The sequence below is a fragment of the Pseudomonas sp. LAIL14HWK12:I10 genome (assembly GCF_900184205.1).
Taxonomy (GTDB): Bacteria; Pseudomonadota; Gammaproteobacteria; order Pseudomonadales; family Pseudomonadaceae; genus Aquipseudomonas; species Aquipseudomonas kermanshahensis.
On sequence record NZ_FXWU01000004.1, the window covers coordinates 59,931 to 76,701 of the forward strand.

The 16,771-nt window shown below is 64.1% G+C and carries 14 protein-coding genes; 7 read left to right on the forward strand and 7 right to left on the reverse strand.

What is annotated here, in order from left to right; all coding sequences use genetic code 11:
* Positions 1–36 precede the first annotated feature (36 nt).
* Together QOS90_RS10410 and pap are read right to left on the reverse strand one after the other, a co-directional pair.
* Positions 37–1,002, reverse strand: a complete 966-nt coding sequence (locus QOS90_RS10410; RefSeq protein ID WP_085272796.1) for a DMT family transporter — start codon at positions 1,000–1,002, stop codon at positions 37–39.
* A gap of 266 nt (positions 1,003–1,268) precedes the next feature.
* Positions 1,269–2,762, reverse strand: a complete 1,494-nt coding sequence (gene pap / locus QOS90_RS10415; protein ID WP_027595934.1) for a polyphosphate:AMP phosphotransferase — start codon at positions 2,760–2,762, stop codon at positions 1,269–1,271.
* A gap of 121 nt (positions 2,763–2,883) precedes the next feature.
* On the opposite strand from pap, the gene mnmC reads away from it, so the two are divergent.
* From mnmC to QOS90_RS10440, 5 genes are all read left to right on the forward strand, one after another.
* Positions 2,884–4,851, forward strand: coding sequence for a bifunctional tRNA (5-methylaminomethyl-2-thiouridine)(34)-methyltransferase MnmC2/FAD-dependent 5-carboxymethylaminomethyl-2-thiouridine(34) oxidoreductase MnmC1 (gene mnmC, locus QOS90_RS10420; RefSeq protein WP_085272795.1), 1,968 nt, complete (start codon positions 2,884–2,886; stop codon positions 4,849–4,851).
* 366 nt (positions 4,852–5,217) lie between these two features.
* Positions 5,218–7,005: an N-acetylglutaminylglutamine amidotransferase gene (locus QOS90_RS10425; RefSeq protein ID WP_085272794.1), complete on the forward strand. Its 1,788-nt coding sequence runs from the start codon at positions 5,218–5,220 to the stop codon at positions 7,003–7,005.
* A gap of 3 nt (positions 7,006–7,008) precedes the next feature.
* On the forward strand, positions 7,009–8,754 hold the full coding sequence (gene ngg / locus QOS90_RS10430; RefSeq protein WP_085272793.1) for an N-acetylglutaminylglutamine synthetase: 1,746 nt from the start codon (positions 7,009–7,011) through the stop codon (positions 8,752–8,754).
* Between the two features lie 118 nt (positions 8,755–8,872).
* Entirely contained in the window at positions 8,873–10,057 is a 1,185-nt protein-coding gene (locus QOS90_RS10435; protein ID WP_085272792.1) for an osmoprotectant NAGGN system M42 family peptidase, read from the forward strand.
* Between the two features lie 81 nt (positions 10,058–10,138).
* Positions 10,139–10,366, forward strand: a complete 228-nt coding sequence (locus QOS90_RS10440) for a YheU family protein (protein WP_027595929.1) — start codon at positions 10,139–10,141, stop codon at positions 10,364–10,366.
* A 5-nt stretch (positions 10,367–10,371) separates the two neighbouring features.
* Here QOS90_RS10440 and csrA read toward each other — a convergent pair whose 3' ends face one another.
* Together csrA and QOS90_RS10450 are read right to left on the reverse strand one after the other, a co-directional pair.
* The gene (gene csrA / locus QOS90_RS10445; RefSeq protein ID WP_027595928.1) at positions 10,372–10,560 is read right to left on the reverse strand and encodes a carbon storage regulator CsrA; all 189 of its coding nucleotides are present in this window, start codon (positions 10,558–10,560) and stop codon (positions 10,372–10,374) included.
* A gap of 120 nt (positions 10,561–10,680) precedes the next feature.
* Positions 10,681–11,490 carry an SDR family oxidoreductase gene (locus tag QOS90_RS10450; protein WP_085272791.1) on the reverse strand — a complete coding sequence of 270 codons (810 nt, stop codon included), beginning with the start codon at positions 11,488–11,490 and terminating at the stop codon, positions 10,681–10,683.
* A gap of 206 nt (positions 11,491–11,696) precedes the next feature.
* Between QOS90_RS10450 and QOS90_RS10455 the strand changes: the two genes are divergently transcribed.
* Positions 11,697–11,849, forward strand: coding sequence for a DUF3309 family protein (locus QOS90_RS10455; RefSeq protein ID WP_003252624.1), 153 nt, complete (start codon positions 11,697–11,699; stop codon positions 11,847–11,849).
* A 67-nt stretch (positions 11,850–11,916) separates the two neighbouring features.
* On the opposite strand, the gene QOS90_RS10460 is transcribed toward QOS90_RS10455, so the two are convergent.
* The 3 genes from QOS90_RS10460 to QOS90_RS10470 form a co-directional block, all read right to left on the reverse strand.
* Positions 11,917–13,581, reverse strand: coding sequence for a cation acetate symporter (locus QOS90_RS10460; protein WP_027595926.1), 1,665 nt, complete (start codon positions 13,579–13,581; stop codon positions 11,917–11,919).
* Positions 13,578–13,889: a DUF485 domain-containing protein gene (locus tag QOS90_RS10465; protein ID WP_027595925.1), complete on the reverse strand. Its 312-nt coding sequence runs from the start codon at positions 13,887–13,889 to the stop codon at positions 13,578–13,580. Before QOS90_RS10465 ends, QOS90_RS10460 begins: the two co-directional genes overlap by 4 nt.
* A 241-nt stretch (positions 13,890–14,130) precedes the next feature.
* Positions 14,131–14,991, reverse strand: a complete 861-nt coding sequence (locus QOS90_RS10470; protein ID WP_027595924.1) for a glycine betaine ABC transporter substrate-binding protein — start codon at positions 14,989–14,991, stop codon at positions 14,131–14,133.
* 196 nt (positions 14,992–15,187) lie between these two features.
* Between QOS90_RS10470 and QOS90_RS10475 the strand changes: the two genes are divergently transcribed.
* Complete coding sequence (locus QOS90_RS10475; RefSeq protein WP_085272790.1) at positions 15,188–16,753, forward strand: glycoside hydrolase family 17 protein; 1,566 nt, start codon at positions 15,188–15,190, stop codon at positions 16,751–16,753.
* Positions 16,754–16,771 lie beyond the last annotated feature (18 nt).

The following is a 16,771-nucleotide window of genomic DNA, read 5'->3' on the forward strand; positions in this document are numbered from 1 at the left end:
GCACAAGGCTGGTCCAAGGACGGTGGCTAGCGCATGCTATTGATGGACCTGCGCCAACCGTGCCTTTCTGGCGCGCCAACCGGCAACCAACGAAGGCCCCAGCGCCACCAGCGCCGACCCCAGCACCACCGTCACCGCCCCCAGATACCCCAGGGCATTGATGTCCTCGGCATGCACATAGTCGGGCCACACCCAGGCCGCCAGCGCCACCGCCACAAAGGTCACCAACGGCGTCAACGCCAGCGTCGCGCTTACCCTTGAGGCCTCCCAGTGCGCCAGTGCCTCGGCAAAGGCGCCATACGCCACCAGGGTATTCAGGCAGCAAGCCAACAGCAGCCAGCCTTGCAGCGGCGTCAGTTGCAACGCTTCCAGTGGATGCACCCAAGGCGTGAGCAGCGCGGCGCAGCTCAGGTAAATCACCATCATTACCTGCTGCGAATGCCATGCCGTCAGCAGCTGCTTCTGGCTCAAGGCGTAGAACACCCAGATGCTGGTCGCCAGCAAAATGGTCAGCACGCCAGTGGTGTAGGTGCCGAGTGAGGTCAGCAGCTCTTCCAGACGCTGGTTGAAGAACAGCCCGAAACCGCCGATCAACACCACCAGGCCCAGCCCCTGCCCCAGGCTGAAGCGCTCCTTGAACACGAACACGCTGGCCACCAGCAACAGCACCGGGCCTACCTGCACCACCAGTTGCGCGGTACCAGGGCTAAGCAGCCTGAGGCCGATCAGGTAGAGCACGTAGTTGCCCATCAGGCCAAGCACGGCCACGGCCACCAACCCCTTGCCCTTGGGCCCGAGCTTGCCGAACGAGGGCAACTGGCGCTTGGCCCCTAGCCAGGCGAACAACAGCCCGCCAGACACCAACAGGCGGTACCAGGTGACGGTGACAGGGTCCATCACCTGCAGCACCTGCTTGAGCTTGATCGGCAGGATGCCCCACAGCAGCGCGGTCAGAAGTGCCAACAGCAGGCCATAGACCCAGCGTCCGGAAGTGGTGTGCATAAAGCCCTCGATCAAGCCCGTGGTGGGGGTGCTTGGATTCTACGGGCTTGGCGGCTGGCGCGGGGCTAAGTGCCGGGAAAAGAATTCATCAGGTCATTCCACCGCGGCATGGCTGGACGGGCAGTCCGAAAGGGCCGCTGCGCGCCCCATCGCCGGCAAGCCGGCTCCCACAGATACACCGCCTCTGAGATCCACGCCCCACCTGTGGGAGCCGGCTTGCCGGCGATGGGCTGCACAGCAGCCCCATGACCAACGGGCACAGGTGGCTATTTCTTGTCCTTGGCAAACGCTGCTTCCAGCGCCTCGTTGATGGTGCGCAATACCTTCACCCGGGCCCAGCGCTTGTCATTGGCCTCGACCAGTGTCCATGGCGCGATCTCGCTGCTGGTGCGGTCGACCATGTCGCCCACGGCCTCGGTATACAGGTCCCACTTTTCGCGGTTGCGCCAGTCGTCCTCGGTGATTTTGTAGCGTTTGAAGGGGATCTGCTCACGCTCTTCGAAACGTTCCAGCTGGGTCTGCTGGTCGATCGCCAACCAGAACTTGACCACCACCACACCGGCATTCACCAACTGCTCTTCAAAATCGTTGATCTCGCTGTAGGCACGCATCCAGTCGGCCGGGCTGCAGAACCCCTCGACCCGCTCCACCAGCACCCGCCCATACCAGGAGCGGTCGAAGATAGTGAACTTGCCCCGCGCCGGAATATGCCGCCAGAAACGCCACAGGTACGGTTGCGCGCGTTCGTCTTCGCTGGGCGCGGCAATCGGCACGATGCGGTACTGGCGTGGGTCCAGTGCCGCCGCCACGCGGCGGATCGCGCCGCCCTTGCCTGCCGCGTCGTTGCCTTCGAACACCGCCACCAGGGCATGCCGGCGCATGTGCTTGTGGCGCAGCAGGCCGGCCAGGCGTGCCTGCTCGGTGACCAGTTGTTCCTGGTAATCCTGCTTGTCCAGGCGCAGGGTCATGTCCAGGGCACCGATCAAGCTGCGCTGGTCAATGCTGCGCCCCAACGGCGCGACGTTGCCCTGATGCTTGCCCTTGGGGTTGTTGGCGAGGGCGGCTTGCAGGCCGTCCAGCAGAATGCGCCCCACCGCCAGGCTGCGGTAGTAAGGGTCGACCCCCTCGACCACGTGCCAGGGCGCGTAGTCACGGCTTGTGCGGCGCAGCACCCGCTCGCCAAAGCGCACGAAACGGTCGTAGGTCTCGGATTGCTGCCAGTCCAGCGGGCTGATGCGCCAACTGTGCAGCGGGTCGTCCTTGAGCGCCTTTAGGCGGGCTTTCATCTGTTTCTTGGACAGGTGGAACCAGAACTTGATGATCAGCGCGCCTTCGTCGCACAGCATCTGCTCCAGGCGTTCGGCACCGGTGATGGCCTGGTCGAGCACGGCGTCCTTGAACACCCCATGCACACGGCCCTGCAGCATCTGGCTGTACCAGTTGCCAAAAAACACGCCCATCCGCCCTTTCGGCGGCAAGGCCCGCCAATAGCGCCAAGCCGGTGGCCGGGCGAGTTCTTCGTCGGTCTGCTGGTCGAAAGTGAGCACATCGATCATGCGCGGGTCCATCCACTCATTGAGCAGCTTGACCGTCTCGCCCTTGCCGGCGCCTTCGATGCCATTGATCAGCACGATCACCGGGAAGCGCGCCTGCTGCTTGAGCTCGTACTGGGCTTCGAGCAGCGCCTCGCGCAGGGCGGGCACTTCGGCGTCGTAGGTCTCCTTGTCGATGCTGTGACCGATTTCAGCGGATTCGAACATGCAGTGGCTCCTTCATTGGATAACCAAGACTAGCGGATTTGTGCTGGGGCTGTGTTCGTGCAACCAGCGTAAAAACCGCAGATGGCATAAAATCCCGCCATCCGCTGCAACCGAGCCCACCATGTCCACCCTCCTCCAACATGCCCAGATCGACTGGGACGACCAGGGCCGCCCCCATTCGCGGCAGTACGACGACGTGTACTTCGCCGTCAACGAAGGCATCGAAGAAACCAAACACGTCTTCCTCGGCCAGACGCGCCTGGCCGAGCGCTTCGCCGGCCTGGCCCCGCACACCTGCCTGGTGATCGGCGAAACCGGTTTCGGCACCGGCATGAATTTTTTCTGCGCCTGGCAGTTATTCGACCAGCACGCCCACGCCGACGCCCGCCTGCATTTCGTCAGTGTCGAAAAATACCCGCTCGGCCACGACGACATGGCCCGGGCAGTGCGCCTGTGGCCAGAGCTGGCGGCCTATACCGAGCCACTGCTTGAGCAGTACGTGGCTGTGCACCCAGGGTTTCAGCAGTTCACCTTCGCCAACGGCCGGGTGACCCTGACCCTGCTGATCGGCGATGTGCTCGAGCAGTTGCCGCAGCTTGATGCACGCATCGACGTGTGGTTCCTCGACGGCTTCGCCCCGGCCAAGAACCCCGACATGTGGACCCCAGAGCTGTTCGCGCAACTGGCGCAGCTGTCACACCCAGGCACCGTACTGGGCACGTTCACCACCACCGGCTGGGTGCGGCGCAGCCTGGTCGAGGCCGGCTTCGCCATGAAGAAGGTGCCGGGCATTGGCAAAAAGTGGGAGGTGATGAGCGGTGCCTACACCGGGCCGACCGCCCTGCGTAAACAGCTGCCCTGGTATGGCCGCCCGCGCCGTGCTGCGGGGCCACGCGAGGCGCTGGTGATCGGTGCCGGGCTGGCGGGCAGTGCCAGTGCCGCGAGCCTGGCCAGGCGTGGCTGGCAGGTCACGGTACTGGAGCGCCATGCGGCGCCTGCTCAGGAAGCCTCCGGCAACCCACAAGGGGTGCTGTACCTCAAGCTGTCTGCCCATGGTACGGCCCTTTCACAGATGATCCTGGCCGGCTTCGGCTACACCCGGCGCCAGCTAGCGCACTTGCAGCGCGGCCGCGACTGGGATGCTTGCGGGGTGCTGCAGTTGGCGTTCGACAGCAAGGAGGCCGAACGCCAGGGCAAACTGGCCGAGGCGTTCGACCACGACCTGCTGCACGCACTTGACCGTGACCAGGCCGAAGCCATCGCCGGGGTGGCATTACCCGCAGGTGGCCTGTTCTATCCGGAAGGCGGCTGGGTACACCCGCCGGCCTTGTGCCAGGCGCAGTTGCAACACCCCAGGATCCAGCTTCGGGTGCACCATGAGGTGATCGAACTGCGCAAGGTCGATCACCTGTGGCAGGCCTGGGACGGCGAACGCTTGCTGGCCAGCGCGCCGCTGGTGGTGTTGGCCGGTGCTGCCGACGTGCGGCATTTCGCGCCCTGCGCACAGCTGCCGCTCAAGCGCATCCGCGGGCAGATCACCCGCCTGCCGGCCACCGACAGCAGCCGCGCCCTGCGTACGGTGGTGTGTGCGGACGGCTATGTGGCGCCGCCGCGCGAGGGCGAACACACCCTGGGCGCCAGCTTCGACTTCCACAGTGACGACCTGGCGCCGACCGTTGCCGAGCACAAGGGCAACCTGGCGCTGCTGGACGATATTTCTGTGGACCTGGCCCAGCGCCTGGACACCGCTGCACTCGACCCTGAGCAGTTGCAGGGCCGGGCGGCGTTTCGCTGCACCAGCCCGGATTACCTGCCAATCGTCGGGCCCATGGCCGACCCGCAGGCGTTTACCGAAGCCTTCGCCGTGCTGGGCAAGGACGCGCGGCAGGTGCCGGAGGTGGAATGCCCTTGGCTCGATGGGCTGTATGTGAACAGCGGGCATGGGTCGCGGGGGTTGATCACGGCCCCGCTGTCGGGCGAATTGATTGCGGCCTGGGTGTGCGGGGAGCCGCTGCCGGTACCACGGGCGGTGGCTGAGGCGTGCCATCCGAACCGGTTTGCCTTGCGCAGGTTGGTTCGGGGTAAGTGATAGGGCTGGGGTGCATGGCTGGGGATAGGTTGCGCCTTTGAGATCGAGCGCCGCTTGCGCGACGCTTCGCAGCACAAGGCTGCTCCTACCTCTTTTTCGGGCCAGTCACGCCTGTGAAGGCGGCGCGCGACCCCTTGTTTGTCCGGCTCGATATCGCGCCATACACCTGTAGGAGCAGCCTTGTGCTGCGAAGCGTCGCGCAAGCGGCGCTCGATCTCACCGGCGCAACAAATGCCAAACCAAACACCCAGCACCCTCCCCCATATAACAGATCGTTCTAAAACTCCTACAAACCTCACCGGTCAGTTCCTTACGGCGCCCTGATTCTGGGCACCGCCTCCCCAACGGAAAAACCGGTAAGGACTTATGTGCGGATTAGCAGGAGAGTTACGTTTCACCCCCCTCGACCAAGCCCCTCGCCCGGCCGACCTGGCCGCGGTGGAGCGCATCACCCACCATCTGGCGCCTCGTGGCCCGGACGCTTGGGGCTTCCATAGCCAGGGCCCGATCGCCCTCGGCCACCGCCGGCTGAAAATCATGGACTTGTCCGACGGTTCGGCTCAGCCGATGGTCGACAACACCCTCGGCCTGTCGCTGGCCTTCAACGGCGCCATCTACAACTTCCCCGAACTGCGCCAGGAGCTGCAAGACCTGGGTTACACGTTCTGGTCCGATGGCGACACCGAAGTGCTGCTCAAGGGCTACCACGCCTGGGGCGCGGCCTTGCTGCCCAAGCTCAATGGCATGTTCGCCCTGGCCATCTGGGAGCGCGATAACCAGCGCCTGTTCCTGGCCCGCGACCGCCTTGGCGTCAAACCGCTGTACCTGTCGCGCAACGGCGAGCGCCTGCGCTTTGCCTCGACCCTGCCTGCCCTGCTCAAGGGCGGCGACATCGACCCGATGATCGACCCGGTAGCGCTCAACCACTACCTGAACTTCCACGCCGTGGTACCCGCGCCGCGCACGCTGCTGGCCAATGTGCAAAAGCTTGAGCCGGGCACCTGGATGCGCGTCGACCGCCACGGCGAAATCGAACGCCAGACCTGGTGGCAGTTGCAGTACGGCGCCCACCCCGACGAGCGTGAACTGGACCTCGAAGGCTGGACCACCCGCGTGCTCGACGCCACCCGTGATGCCGTGGCGATCCGCCAGCGTGCTGCGGTGGACGTTGGCGTGCTGTTGTCTGGCGGGGTCGATTCCAGCTTGCTGGTCGGCCTGCTGCGTGAAGCCGGTGTGGACGACCTGTCGACCTTCTCCATCGGCTTCGAAGATGCCGGCGGCGAACGCGGCAACGAGTTCGAGTACTCCGACCTGATCGCCCGCCACTACGGCACCCGCCACCACCAGTTGCGCATCGCCGAACATGAAATCATCGACCAGCTGCCGGCCGCCTTCCGCGCCATGAGCGAACCGATGGTCAGCCATGACTGCATTGCCTTCTACCTGCTGTCGCGGGAAGTGGCCAAGCACTGCAAAGGCGTGCAAAGCGGCCAAGGTGCCGACGAACTGTTCGCTGGCTACCACTGGTACCCACAGGTGGAGGGCGCCGAGGATGCCTTTGGCGCCTACCGCGACGCGTTCTTCGACCGCAGCCACGCCGAGTACCGTGACACCGTGCAAGCCCCTTGGCTGCTGGAAAGCGATGCCGCCGGCGACTTTGTCCGCGAACACTTCGCCCGCCCTGGCGCCAGCGACCCGGTCGACAAGGCCCTGCGCCTGGACAGCACGGTGATGCTGGTCGACGACCCGGTCAAGCGGGTCGACAACATGACCATGGCCTGGGGCCTGGAAGCGCGTACGCCGTTCCTCGATTACCGCCTGGTGGAACTGTCGGCACGCATCCCGGCACGCTTCAAGCTGCCCGATGGCGGCAAACAGGTGCTCAAGCAGGCCGCCCGACGGGTCATCCCGCATGAGGTGATCGACCGCAAGAAGGGCTACTTCCCGGTCCCAGGCCTGAAGCACCTGGAAGGCGCGACGCTGGGTTGGGTGCGCGAACTGCTGACCGACCCCAGCCAAGACCGAGGGCTGTTCAACCCGGCCATGCTCGACCGCTTGCTGAGCAACCCGCATGGCCAGTTGACGCCGCTGCGAGGCTCCAAGCTGTGGCAGCTGGCGGCGCTCAACCTGTGGCTGAGCGAACAAGGAATCTGACCGATGAAAGCCCACGAAATCGCCTACGGCCAGCGCCTGCTGCGCGGCCAGGCACCGTCCTACGAGCGTTTGCAGGCGCGCCTGGCCGGCGATGGCAGCGAGCCCCACGACCAGCCCCGTGCCGTGCACTGCGGTTGGGGCCGGCTGCTGATCGGCCATACCTACCCAGACCCCGTCTCACTCGCCGAGGAGCTGCTGGACGAGCGCCCTGGCGAGCGCGACATTGCCCTGTACGTGGCCGCGCCGCAGCAGGTACTGGCGCAGGCGCCGCAGCAGTTGTTTCTCGACCCCTCCGACACCCTGCGCCTGTGGTTTACCGACTACCGCCCGGCGCAGCGGGTGTTTCGCGGTTTTCGCGTGCGGCGGGCGCAAAACCTGGGGGACTGGCAGGCGATCAATACCCTTTACCAAGCGCGCGGCATGTTGCCGGTCGACCCTGACCGGCTCACGCCACGTCACCTCGGCGGCCCGGTTTACTGGCTGGCCGAGGATGAAGACAGCGGCGCGGTGATCGGTAGCGTCATGGGCCTTAACCATGCCAAGGCGTTCGATGACCCCGAGCACGGCAGCAGCCTGTGGTGCCTGGCCGTGGACCCGCACTGCACCCGCCCTGGCGTGGGTGAAGTGCTGGTGCGCCACCTGATCGAGCACTTCATGAGCCGCGGCCTGGCCTACCTGGACCTGTCGGTGCTGCATGACAACCGCCAGGCCAAGCGCCTGTACGAGAAACTCGGGTTTCGCAACCTGCCGACCTTCGCCGTCAAGCGCAAGAACGGCATCAACGAACGCCTGTTCCTCGGCCCCGGCCCTGAAGCAGGGCTTAACCCTTATGCACGGATCATTGTCGACGAGGCGCTGCGCCGTGGTATCGAAGTGCAGGTCGAAGACGCCGCAGGCGGGCTGTTCACCTTGAGCCTGGGCGGGCGTCGCATTCGCTGCCGTGAGTCGCTAAGCGACCTGACCAGCGCTGTGACCATGACCCTGTGCCAAGACAAGTGCCTGACCCAGCGAGCACTGAGCAACGCCGGGCTGCGTGTACCAGCGCAGCAACTGGCGGGCAACGCCGACGACAACCTGGCGTTTCTCGACGAGCATGGCGCAGTGGTGGTCAAGCCGGTGGATGGCGAACAAGGCCAAGGGGTGGCGGTGAACCTCACCACCCTCGAAGAGCTCACCCACGCAGTGGCCCACGCCAAGCAGTTCGACAGCCGTGTGCTGCTGGAGAGCTTCCATGCCGGCCTTGACCTGCGCATCGTGGTGATCGGCTTTGAAGTGGTGGCAGCTGCCATACGCCACCCGGCCCAGGTAGTGGGTGATGGCAAGCACGACATCCGCGCGCTGATTGAAGCCCAGAGCCGCAGGCGCCAGGCCGCGACCGGCGGTGAAAGCCGCATCCCGCTTGACGATGAAACCGAGCGCACCCTGCGCGCGGCGGGGCTGGGGTATGACGACGTGCTACCTGCCGGCCAACGCCTGGCGGTGCGGCGTACTGCCAACCTGCACACCGGTGGCACCCTTGAGGACGTGACCGAGCGCCTGCACCCCGTGCTGGCCGATGCGGCGGTGCGCGCGGCACGGGCGCTGGAAATTCCGGTGGTGGGGTTGGACTTCATGGTGCGTGATGCCGAACAGGCGGAGTACGTGATCATCGAGGCCAACGAACGCGCCGGCCTGGCCAATCATGAACCGCAGCCGACGGCTGAGCGGTTCATCGACTTGTTGTTCCCGCATAGCCGGGGATTGGCGTAAATCAATGATGGCCCTTTCGCGGAGCAAGCCCGCTCCCACAGGTTGGCCGCTTAACCTGAAAGCAGCGTTAAACCTGTAGGAGCGGGCTTGCCCGCGAAGAGGCCAGTGAGGAGTACCCATGTCCGAAAAATACCCCGAACCCGATCTCGACTACCTCAAACGCGTCCTGCTGGAGATGCTCGCCATCCCCAGCCCCACCGGCTTCACCGACACCATCGTGCGCTACGTGGCCGAACGCCTCGATGAGTTGGGCATCCCCTTCGAGCTCACCCGCCGTGGCACCATCCGCGCCACCCTCAAAGGCCGGCAAAGCTCACCCGACCGCGCTGTTTCCGCGCACCTGGACACCATCGGCGCCAGCGTGCGTCAGTTGCAGGACAACGGCCGCCTGGCGCTGGCGCCGGTGGGCTGCTGGTCGAGCCGCTTTGCCGAGGGCAGCCGGGTCAGTGTGTTCACCGACACCGGCGTGTTCCGCGGCAGCGTGTTGCCGCTGATGGCCAGCGGGCATGCGTTCAACACCGCCATCGACCAGATGCCTATCAGTTGGGACCACGTCGAAGTGCGCCTGGATGCCTACTGCGCGACCCGCGCCGATTGCGAAGCCCTGGGGGTCTCGATCGGCGATTTCGTCGCCTTCGACCCGTTGCCAGAGTTCACTGAAAGCGGCCACATCAGCGGCCGCCACCTGGACGACAAAGCGGGCGTAGCCGCATTGCTGGCGGCGCTCAAGGCAGTGGTGGAAAGTGGCCGACAGCCGCTGATCGACTGCCACCCGCTGTTCACCATCACCGAAGAAACCGGCTCCGGCGCGGCAGGTGCCCTGCCCTGGGACGTCAGCGAATTCGTCGGCATCGACATTGCCCCGGTAGCGCCAGGCCAGGCCTCCAGCGAGCATGCGGTGAGTGTGGCCATGCAGGACTCTTCGGGGCCTTACGATTACCACCTGTCGCGTCACCTGCTGAAGCTGGCCGGCGACCACGATTTGCCGGTCAGGCGCGACCTGTTCCGTTACTACTTCAGCGATGCCCACTCGGCGGTGACGGCGGGGCATGACATCCGGACCGCGCTGGTGGCGTTTGGCTGCGATGCCACGCACGGTTACGAGCGCACGCATATCGACAGCCTGGCGGCGCTGAGCCGGTTGCTGTCAGCGTATTTGTTGAGCCCACCGGTGTTTGCCAGTGATTCGCAGCCGGCCAATGCCTCGCTCGAGCGCTTCAGCCATCAGCTGGAGCACGATGCGCAGATGGAGAGCGATACGCGGGTGCCGGCGGTGGATAGCTTGGTTGGGAATAAGGGCTGATAGTTTGGGGCCGCACAGCGGCCCCAAATGCGCGAACGTTTCGCGTAGCATGCCCACACTCAACCCCCAGAATCGCCCGCCATGCTAATCCCCTACGACCAACTGCAAGCCGACACCCTGACCCTGCTGATCGAGGACTTCGTCACCCGCGACGGCACCGACAACGGCGACGACACCCCCCTCGAAACCCGCGTATTGCGGGTGCGCCAGGCATTGGCCAAGGGCCAGGCGTTCATCCTGTTCGACCCGGAAAGCCAGCAATGCCAGCTCCTGGCCAAACATGATGTGCCACGCGAGCTGCTCGACTGACGCCCTCACGCGCCACGCCCTTTGCGCACCTCCCCCTCCTTGATGCGCTTGTACACCTCGGCGCGGTGCACCGGCACCTCGCGGGGCGCACTCACCCCAAAACGCACCATCCCGTCCCGCGTCTCGACCACCATGATGCGGATGTCATCGCCAATGGTGATGACTTCGCCTACTTCGCGCCCTATTACCAGCATGATCCGATCCTCCAGCGTAAGGGAAAACCGGAGCGTGCCTCGGGTACTTAAGGCTACTCAATAGTTCCAGGGCAATTCAGAAGCAACCTACATCCATGGGTAATTTGCCCTACAGACAGATCATCGCGCAGGCGCCTTGGCACGCATTTTCACCGCCATGTCGGCCATCTCGTCATATAGCCGCTCAGGTGCCTCGCGCTTGAGCTGCCACGCCTGGCGCCCGGCCTCGTGGGGCAAGATCAGAAACTCGCCGGCAGCCACTTGCCGGTGGATGTACTCGGCGATATCGACCGCGCTGATCGGCGAGCCCTCCAGCAGCTTGCCCACCTGGGCCTTCATGGCCGGGTTCGGGCCACGGAACGAATCCAGCAGGTTGGTCTGGAAGAACGACGGGCACACCACGTGCACCGCCACCTGCACTTGGCGCAATTCCACCAGCAGGCTTTCCGACAGGGCCAGCACACCGGCCTTGGCGACGTTGTAGTTGCTCATGCCCGGGCCCTGCATCAGCGCGGCCATCGAGGCGATGTTGATGATCCGCCCTTGGCTGCGCTCCAGCAGCGGGAGGAAGGCCTTGCAGCCCTTGACCACGCCCATGAGGTTGACCGCGATTTGCCAGTCCCAGTCCTCAAGCGACAACTCGGCGAAGAAGCCGCCCGAGGCGACGCCGGCGTTGTTGACGATCACATCGATGCCGCCAAAGCGCTCTTCGCAGGCCTGGGCCAGCGCCGTGAGCTGGCTGTAGTCGCGCACATCACAGCGCTGGATAAACCCGTCGCCACCGGCTTGCCGGGCCAGTTCCAGCGTTTCGCGCAGGCCGGCCTCGTTGACATCGGCCAACGCCAGGCGCCAGCCCTCGCGTGCCCAGCGCAGGGCGATCTCGCGGCCGAGGCCGGACCCGGCGCCGGTGATCATGATGCGGTTTTGCATGGTGGCAGGCCTTGTGCTGATGGGGTGTCAGGCGAGTCTAATCAAGGCATTGCCGTGAGGGAGGGTTCATCAGGGTAGTGAATGAAAGGGCATGACCAAGCGGTCAGTACCAAACAAATGGAATCTTTAGCCAAGCGCACCGGTCCGATTTAACAAGAGGCCAGCAGTCCGAGGCCCTTGACCCCTAACCACGCAAGGACTCCGCCATGACCACGATCCTCATCATCATCCTGATCCTGCTGCTGATTGGTGGCTTACCCGTCTTCCCACACTCGCGCAGCTGGGGCTATGGCCCTTCCGGCATTATCGGCGTGGTGTTGGTGATTCTGCTGGTGCTGTTGCTGCTAGGCATGATCTAGCCGGCCAAGCATGAAAAAACCGCGATACGGGCGTCACCCGTATCGCGGTTTTTTTAGGCCTCAGCGGTCAGTGCGAAACCGCACCGGAAGCGCCCAGGCCGGTTTGCGAACGTACGAACTGCGGGAAGAACAGTGCACGTTCGTTCTCAGCCGCCTTGGACTTGTCGGTGACCGAGAAGAACCAGATACCGACGAAGGCAATCAGCATCGAGAACAGCGCCGGGTACTCGTACGGGTAGATCGCCTTCTCGTGGCCGAGGATCTGTACCCAGATGGTTGGGCCAAGGATCATCAGGCCCACTGCACTCACCAGGCCCAGCCAGCCGCCGATCATGGCGCCGCGGGTGGTCAGTTTCTTCCAGTACATCGAAAGCAGCAGTACCGGGAAGTTGCAGCTGGCAGCAATCGAGAACGCCAGGCCCACCATGAAGGCGATGTTCTGCTTCTCGAACAGGATGCCCAGGCCGATCGCCAGCACGCCGAGGGCGATGGTGGTGATCTTCGACACGCGGATCTCGTCCTTGTCGTTGGCCTTGCCCTTGCGCCATACGCTGGCGTACAGGTCGTGGGACACCGCCGAGGCACCGGCCAGGGTCAGGCCAGCAACCACCGCCAGGATGGTGGCGAAGGCCACCGCCGAGATGAAGCCCAGGAACACGCTGCCACCCACGGCATTGGCCAGGTGCACCGCGGCCATGTTGTTACCGCCCAGCAAGGCGCCTGCGGCGTCCTTGAAGTCCGGGTTGGTGCTGACCAGCAGGATCGCGCCAAAGCCGATGATGAAGGTGAGGATGTAGAAGTAGCCGATGAAGCCGGTGGCGTAGAGCACGCTCTTGCGCGCTTCCTTGGCGTCACTGACGGTGAAGAAGCGCATCAGGATGTGCGGCAGGCCAGCGGTACCGAACATCAGCGCCAGGCCCAGGGAGAACGCCGAGATCGGGTCCTTGACCAGGCCGCCAGGGCTCATGATCGCCTCGCCTTTGGCGTGCACCTTGATGGCTTCGGAGAACAGGGTGTTGAAGTCGAAGTTGACGTGTTTCATCACCATCAGTGCCATGAAGCTGGCACCGGACAGCAGCAGCACGGCCTTGATGATCTGTACCCAGGTGGTGGCCAACATGCCGCCGAACAGTACGTACAGGCACATCAGGATACCGACCAGGATCACCGCCACGTGGTAGTCGAGGCCAAACAGCAGCTCGATCAACTTACCGGCGCCGACCATCTGCGCGATCAGGTAGAACGCCACCACCACCAGCGAACCGGAGGCCGACAGGGTACGGATTTCTTTCTGCCCGAGGCGGTACGAGGCCACGTCGGCGAAGGTGTACTTGCCCAGGTTGCGCAGGCGCTCGGCGATCAGGAAGAGGATGATCGGCCAGCCGACCAAAAAGCCGATGGAGTAGATCAGGCCGTCGTAACCCGAGGTGAACACCAGGGCGGAAATCCCCAGGAACGAGGCCGCCGACATGTAGTCACCGGCAATTGCCAGGCCGTTCTGGAAGCCCGTGATCTTGCCACCGGCTGCGTAGTAGTCCGCCGCCGATTTGTTGCGTTTGGAGGCCCAGTAGGTGATCCCGAGGGTGAAAGCGACGAAGGCCACGAACATGGCGATCGCCGACACGTTCAGCGGCTGTTTCTGCACCTCGCCGGTCAGGGCATCGGCGGCCCACACGGCGGGTGCGAAAACGCCGCAGGCCAGAACGGCCAGGGCTTTGGCGTGGCGAATCATTGTTGCGCCTCCTTCAGGATGGCCTTGTTCAGCTCATCGAACTCACCGTTGGCACGGCGCACGTAGATGGCGGTCAGGACAAATGCCGAAACGATCAGGCCGACGCCCAGGGGGATGCCCCAGGTAATCGACGACTCTGGGCTGAGCTTGGCGCCCAGTACATGAGGACCGTAGGCGATCAGGAGGATGAAGGCGCAGTAGAGACCGAGCATGATCGCCGAGAGAATCCAGGCGAACCGTTCGCGTTTTGTAACCAGCTCCTTGAAGCGCGGGCTGTTTTGTATCGAGAGGTAAATGCTGTCGTTCATTGTTTTTGTCCTAGCAGCACAGATAGGGGATGAAACCCACACCCTCACTTTATGCTGCCGTTGGACGCCAACCAGACGACCTTAGTCTTAGATGCAACAGTGTTTTACCGATTAAGTAACAAAACACCTGTAGGAGCAGCCTTGTGCTGCGAAGAGGCCGGTACAGATTGCCCCGTTTTTCTGGGGCTGTACCGGCCTCTTCGCAGCACAAGGCTGCTCCTACAGGTGAGCGTGTTGCCGGTTACTTACCGGTCCACTCTTTGACCCGGTCCGGGTGTTTGGCCACCCAGTCCTTGGCCGCCGCTTCAGGCTTGGCGCCTTCCTGGATCGCCAGCATCACTTCGCCGATCTCGTCCTTGGACTGCCAGCTGAACTTCTTGAGGAACTCCGCCACTTCCGGCGCCTTGGTCGCCAGTTCCTTGCTGCCGATGCTGTTGACGGTTTCGGCAGCGCCATACACGCCTTTCGGGTCTTCGAGGAACTTGAGCTTCCACTTGGCGAACATCCAGTGCGGCACCCAACCGGTCACGGCAATCGACTGCTGCTTGGCATAGGCACGGCCCAGTTCGGCGGTCATCGCAGCGCCGGAACTGGCCTGCAGTTTGTAACCTGTCAGGTCGTAGTCTTTGATGGCCTGGTCGGTCTTGAGCATTACGCCGGAGCCGGCGTCGATACCGACGATCTTCTGCTTGAAGCTGCTGTCGGTCTTGAGGTCGGCGATGCTTACCGCCTTCACGTATTCAGGGACGATCAGGCCGATCTTGGCATCCTTGAAGTTGGCACCGTAGTCGACCACGTTGTCTTTATTCTTGGTCCAGTACTCACCGTGAGTCACGGGTAACCAGGCCGACAACATCGCATCGAGCTTGCCGGTCGCCACGCCCTGCCACATGATGCCCGTGGCCACGGCCTGCAACTTCACGTCGTAGCCGAGCTTCTGCTTGATCACTTCGGCGGCCACGTTGGTGGTCGCCACGCTGTCGGCCCAACCATCCACGTAACCAATGCTTACTTCTTTGGCCATTGCCTGTGCAGCGCTCATGGCCATTACCAGGGCGGTGCCCACACCCAGTAAACGTCGCATCTTGTTCAAAGTTGCCATCAAAGCATCCCCTCGTCAGGTCTCGGAGATTGCATCATCTTCCTGCAACAACTTGTGACCTGCTCCCTGTACGACATGTAACCAACCATAGACGACAGCACAGTGCCATTAGCGTCATCGGCTCACGCCAGTCTGCGCGATCCTTGCATGCCAAAGGTTTGGCGCCGGGCTACTATCTACCCTTTTGCGCCTGACGATGGACCGCCCGATGCCCAGCCCCACCCGCCTGCACCTGCCGTTGTACCTGCTAGCCTGCCTGCTTGCCCTGATCGGGCTGGCAACGCTCTGGTACGGGCTCGGCAAGCCAGTGCACCTGCCCGATGCGGCCAGCCCCACGCACAAACTGCAGTGCGCTTCTTACACCCCCTTCGACAAGGACCAGTCGCCGTTCGACCAGCCGTTTCGCCTGCGCCCGGCGCGCATGGATGCCGACCTGGCCTTGCTGGCGGAGCGTTTTCAGTGCATCCGCACCTATTCGATGACCGGCCTTGAGGCGATTCCGCAGCTGGCACGCAAACATGGCCTGAAGGTGATGCTCGGTGCCTGGGTCAACGCCAACCCGGTGGACACCGAAAAGGAAGTGGACCTGCTGATCGCCGCCGCCAACGCCAACCCCGATGTCGTCAGCGCGGTGATCGTCGGCAACGAGGCGCTGCTGCGCAAGGAAGTCACCGGCACGCGCCTTGCCGAACTGATCGCCAAGGTCAAGCGCCAGGTCAAGGTGCCGGTCACCTATGCCGACGTCTGGGAATTCTGGCTACAGCACCCTCAGGTGGCCCCGGAGGTGGACTTTTTGACCATCCACCTGCTGCCTTACTGGGAGGATGACCCGCGCGGCATTGACGATGCCTTGGCCCATGTCGCCGATGTGCGCCGTGAGTTCGGGACGCGCTTTGCGCCCAAGGACATTCTGATCGGCGAGACCGGCTGGCCCAGCGAAGGCCGCCAACGGGAAACCGCCGTGCCCAGCAGGGCCAACGAGGCGCGGTTTATCCGTGGCTTTGTGGCGATGGCCGAAAGCAATGGCTGGCGGTACAACCTGATCGAGGCCTTCGACCAGCCGTGGAAGCGCGCCAGCGAAGGCGCCGTGGGCGGTTACTGGGGGCTTTACGACGCCGACCGGCAGGACAAAGGCGTGCTCGAAGGGCCCGTCAGCAACCTGCACTACTGGCCACAGTGGCTGCTGGCCAGCGCGGTGTTGATGCTGGTCATGCTGTGGGTGGCCGGGCAGCCCGCTACCCCCATGGCGGCCCTGCTGTTGCCGTTGCTGGCCGCGTTTGGCGCGGGTTGCCTGGGGCTGTGGGGCGAGCTGATGCGCAGCCATGCACGCTTTGCTGGGGAGTGGCTGTGGGCCGGGCTGCTGGCGGCGCTCAACCTGCTGGTGCTGGCCCACGCCGCCCTGGCCTTGGCCCGCCGCGATGGCTGGCGTGAGCGTGTTTTTGCCTGGCTTGAGGCCCGTGCTGGCTGGCTGTTGCTTGCAGCGGGCTTTGCGGCGGCGGTGAGCATGCTGGCGCTGGTGTTCGACCCGCGTTACCGCAGTTTCCCTACAGCTGCACTGGCGTTGCCGGCAGTGGTTTACCTGGTGCGGCCGGTGCTGGCGCGGCGGGCCGAGGTAGCATTGCTGGCGTTTATCGTGGGGGCGGGGGTGGCGCCGCAGTTGTTTCTGGAAGGGCTGGAGAATCAGCAGGCCTGGGGGTGGGCGGTGGTGAGCGTGTTGATGGCCGCGGCGTTGTGGCGGAGCTTGAGGCTGCGTGCGGGTTGATATTGCCGGGTCCGCTGC

Excerpts from the sequence above, each read along its gene's own strand:
- QOS90_RS10410 (WP_085272796.1), bottom strand. The coding sequence starts at position 1,002 with ATGCACACCACTTCCGGACGCTGGGTCTATGGCCTGCTGTTGGCACTT.
- pap (WP_027595934.1), bottom strand. The coding sequence starts at position 2,762 with ATGTTCGAATCCGCTGAAATCGGTCACAGCATCGACAAGGAGACCTAC.
- mnmC (WP_085272795.1), top strand. The coding sequence starts at position 2,884 with ATGTCCACCCTCCTCCAACATGCCCAGATCGACTGGGACGACCAGGGC.
- QOS90_RS10425 (WP_085272794.1), top strand. The coding sequence starts at position 5,218 with ATGTGCGGATTAGCAGGAGAGTTACGTTTCACCCCCCTCGACCAAGCC.
- ngg (WP_085272793.1), top strand. The coding sequence starts at position 7,009 with ATGAAAGCCCACGAAATCGCCTACGGCCAGCGCCTGCTGCGCGGCCAG.
- QOS90_RS10435 (WP_085272792.1), top strand. The coding sequence starts at position 8,873 with ATGTCCGAAAAATACCCCGAACCCGATCTCGACTACCTCAAACGCGTC.
- QOS90_RS10440 (WP_027595929.1), top strand. The coding sequence starts at position 10,139 with ATGCTAATCCCCTACGACCAACTGCAAGCCGACACCCTGACCCTGCTG.
- csrA (WP_027595928.1), bottom strand. The coding sequence starts at position 10,560 with ATGCTGGTAATAGGGCGCGAAGTAGGCGAAGTCATCACCATTGGCGAT.
- QOS90_RS10450 (WP_085272791.1), bottom strand. The coding sequence starts at position 11,490 with ATGCAAAACCGCATCATGATCACCGGCGCCGGGTCCGGCCTCGGCCGC.
- QOS90_RS10455 (WP_003252624.1), top strand. The coding sequence starts at position 11,697 with ATGACCACGATCCTCATCATCATCCTGATCCTGCTGCTGATTGGTGGC.
- QOS90_RS10460 (WP_027595926.1), bottom strand. The coding sequence starts at position 13,581 with ATGATTCGCCACGCCAAAGCCCTGGCCGTTCTGGCCTGCGGCGTTTTC.
- QOS90_RS10465 (WP_027595925.1), bottom strand. The coding sequence starts at position 13,889 with ATGAACGACAGCATTTACCTCTCGATACAAAACAGCCCGCGCTTCAAG.
- QOS90_RS10470 (WP_027595924.1), bottom strand. The coding sequence starts at position 14,991 with ATGGCAACTTTGAACAAGATGCGACGTTTACTGGGTGTGGGCACCGCC.
- QOS90_RS10475 (WP_085272790.1), top strand. The coding sequence starts at position 15,188 with ATGGACCGCCCGATGCCCAGCCCCACCCGCCTGCACCTGCCGTTGTAC.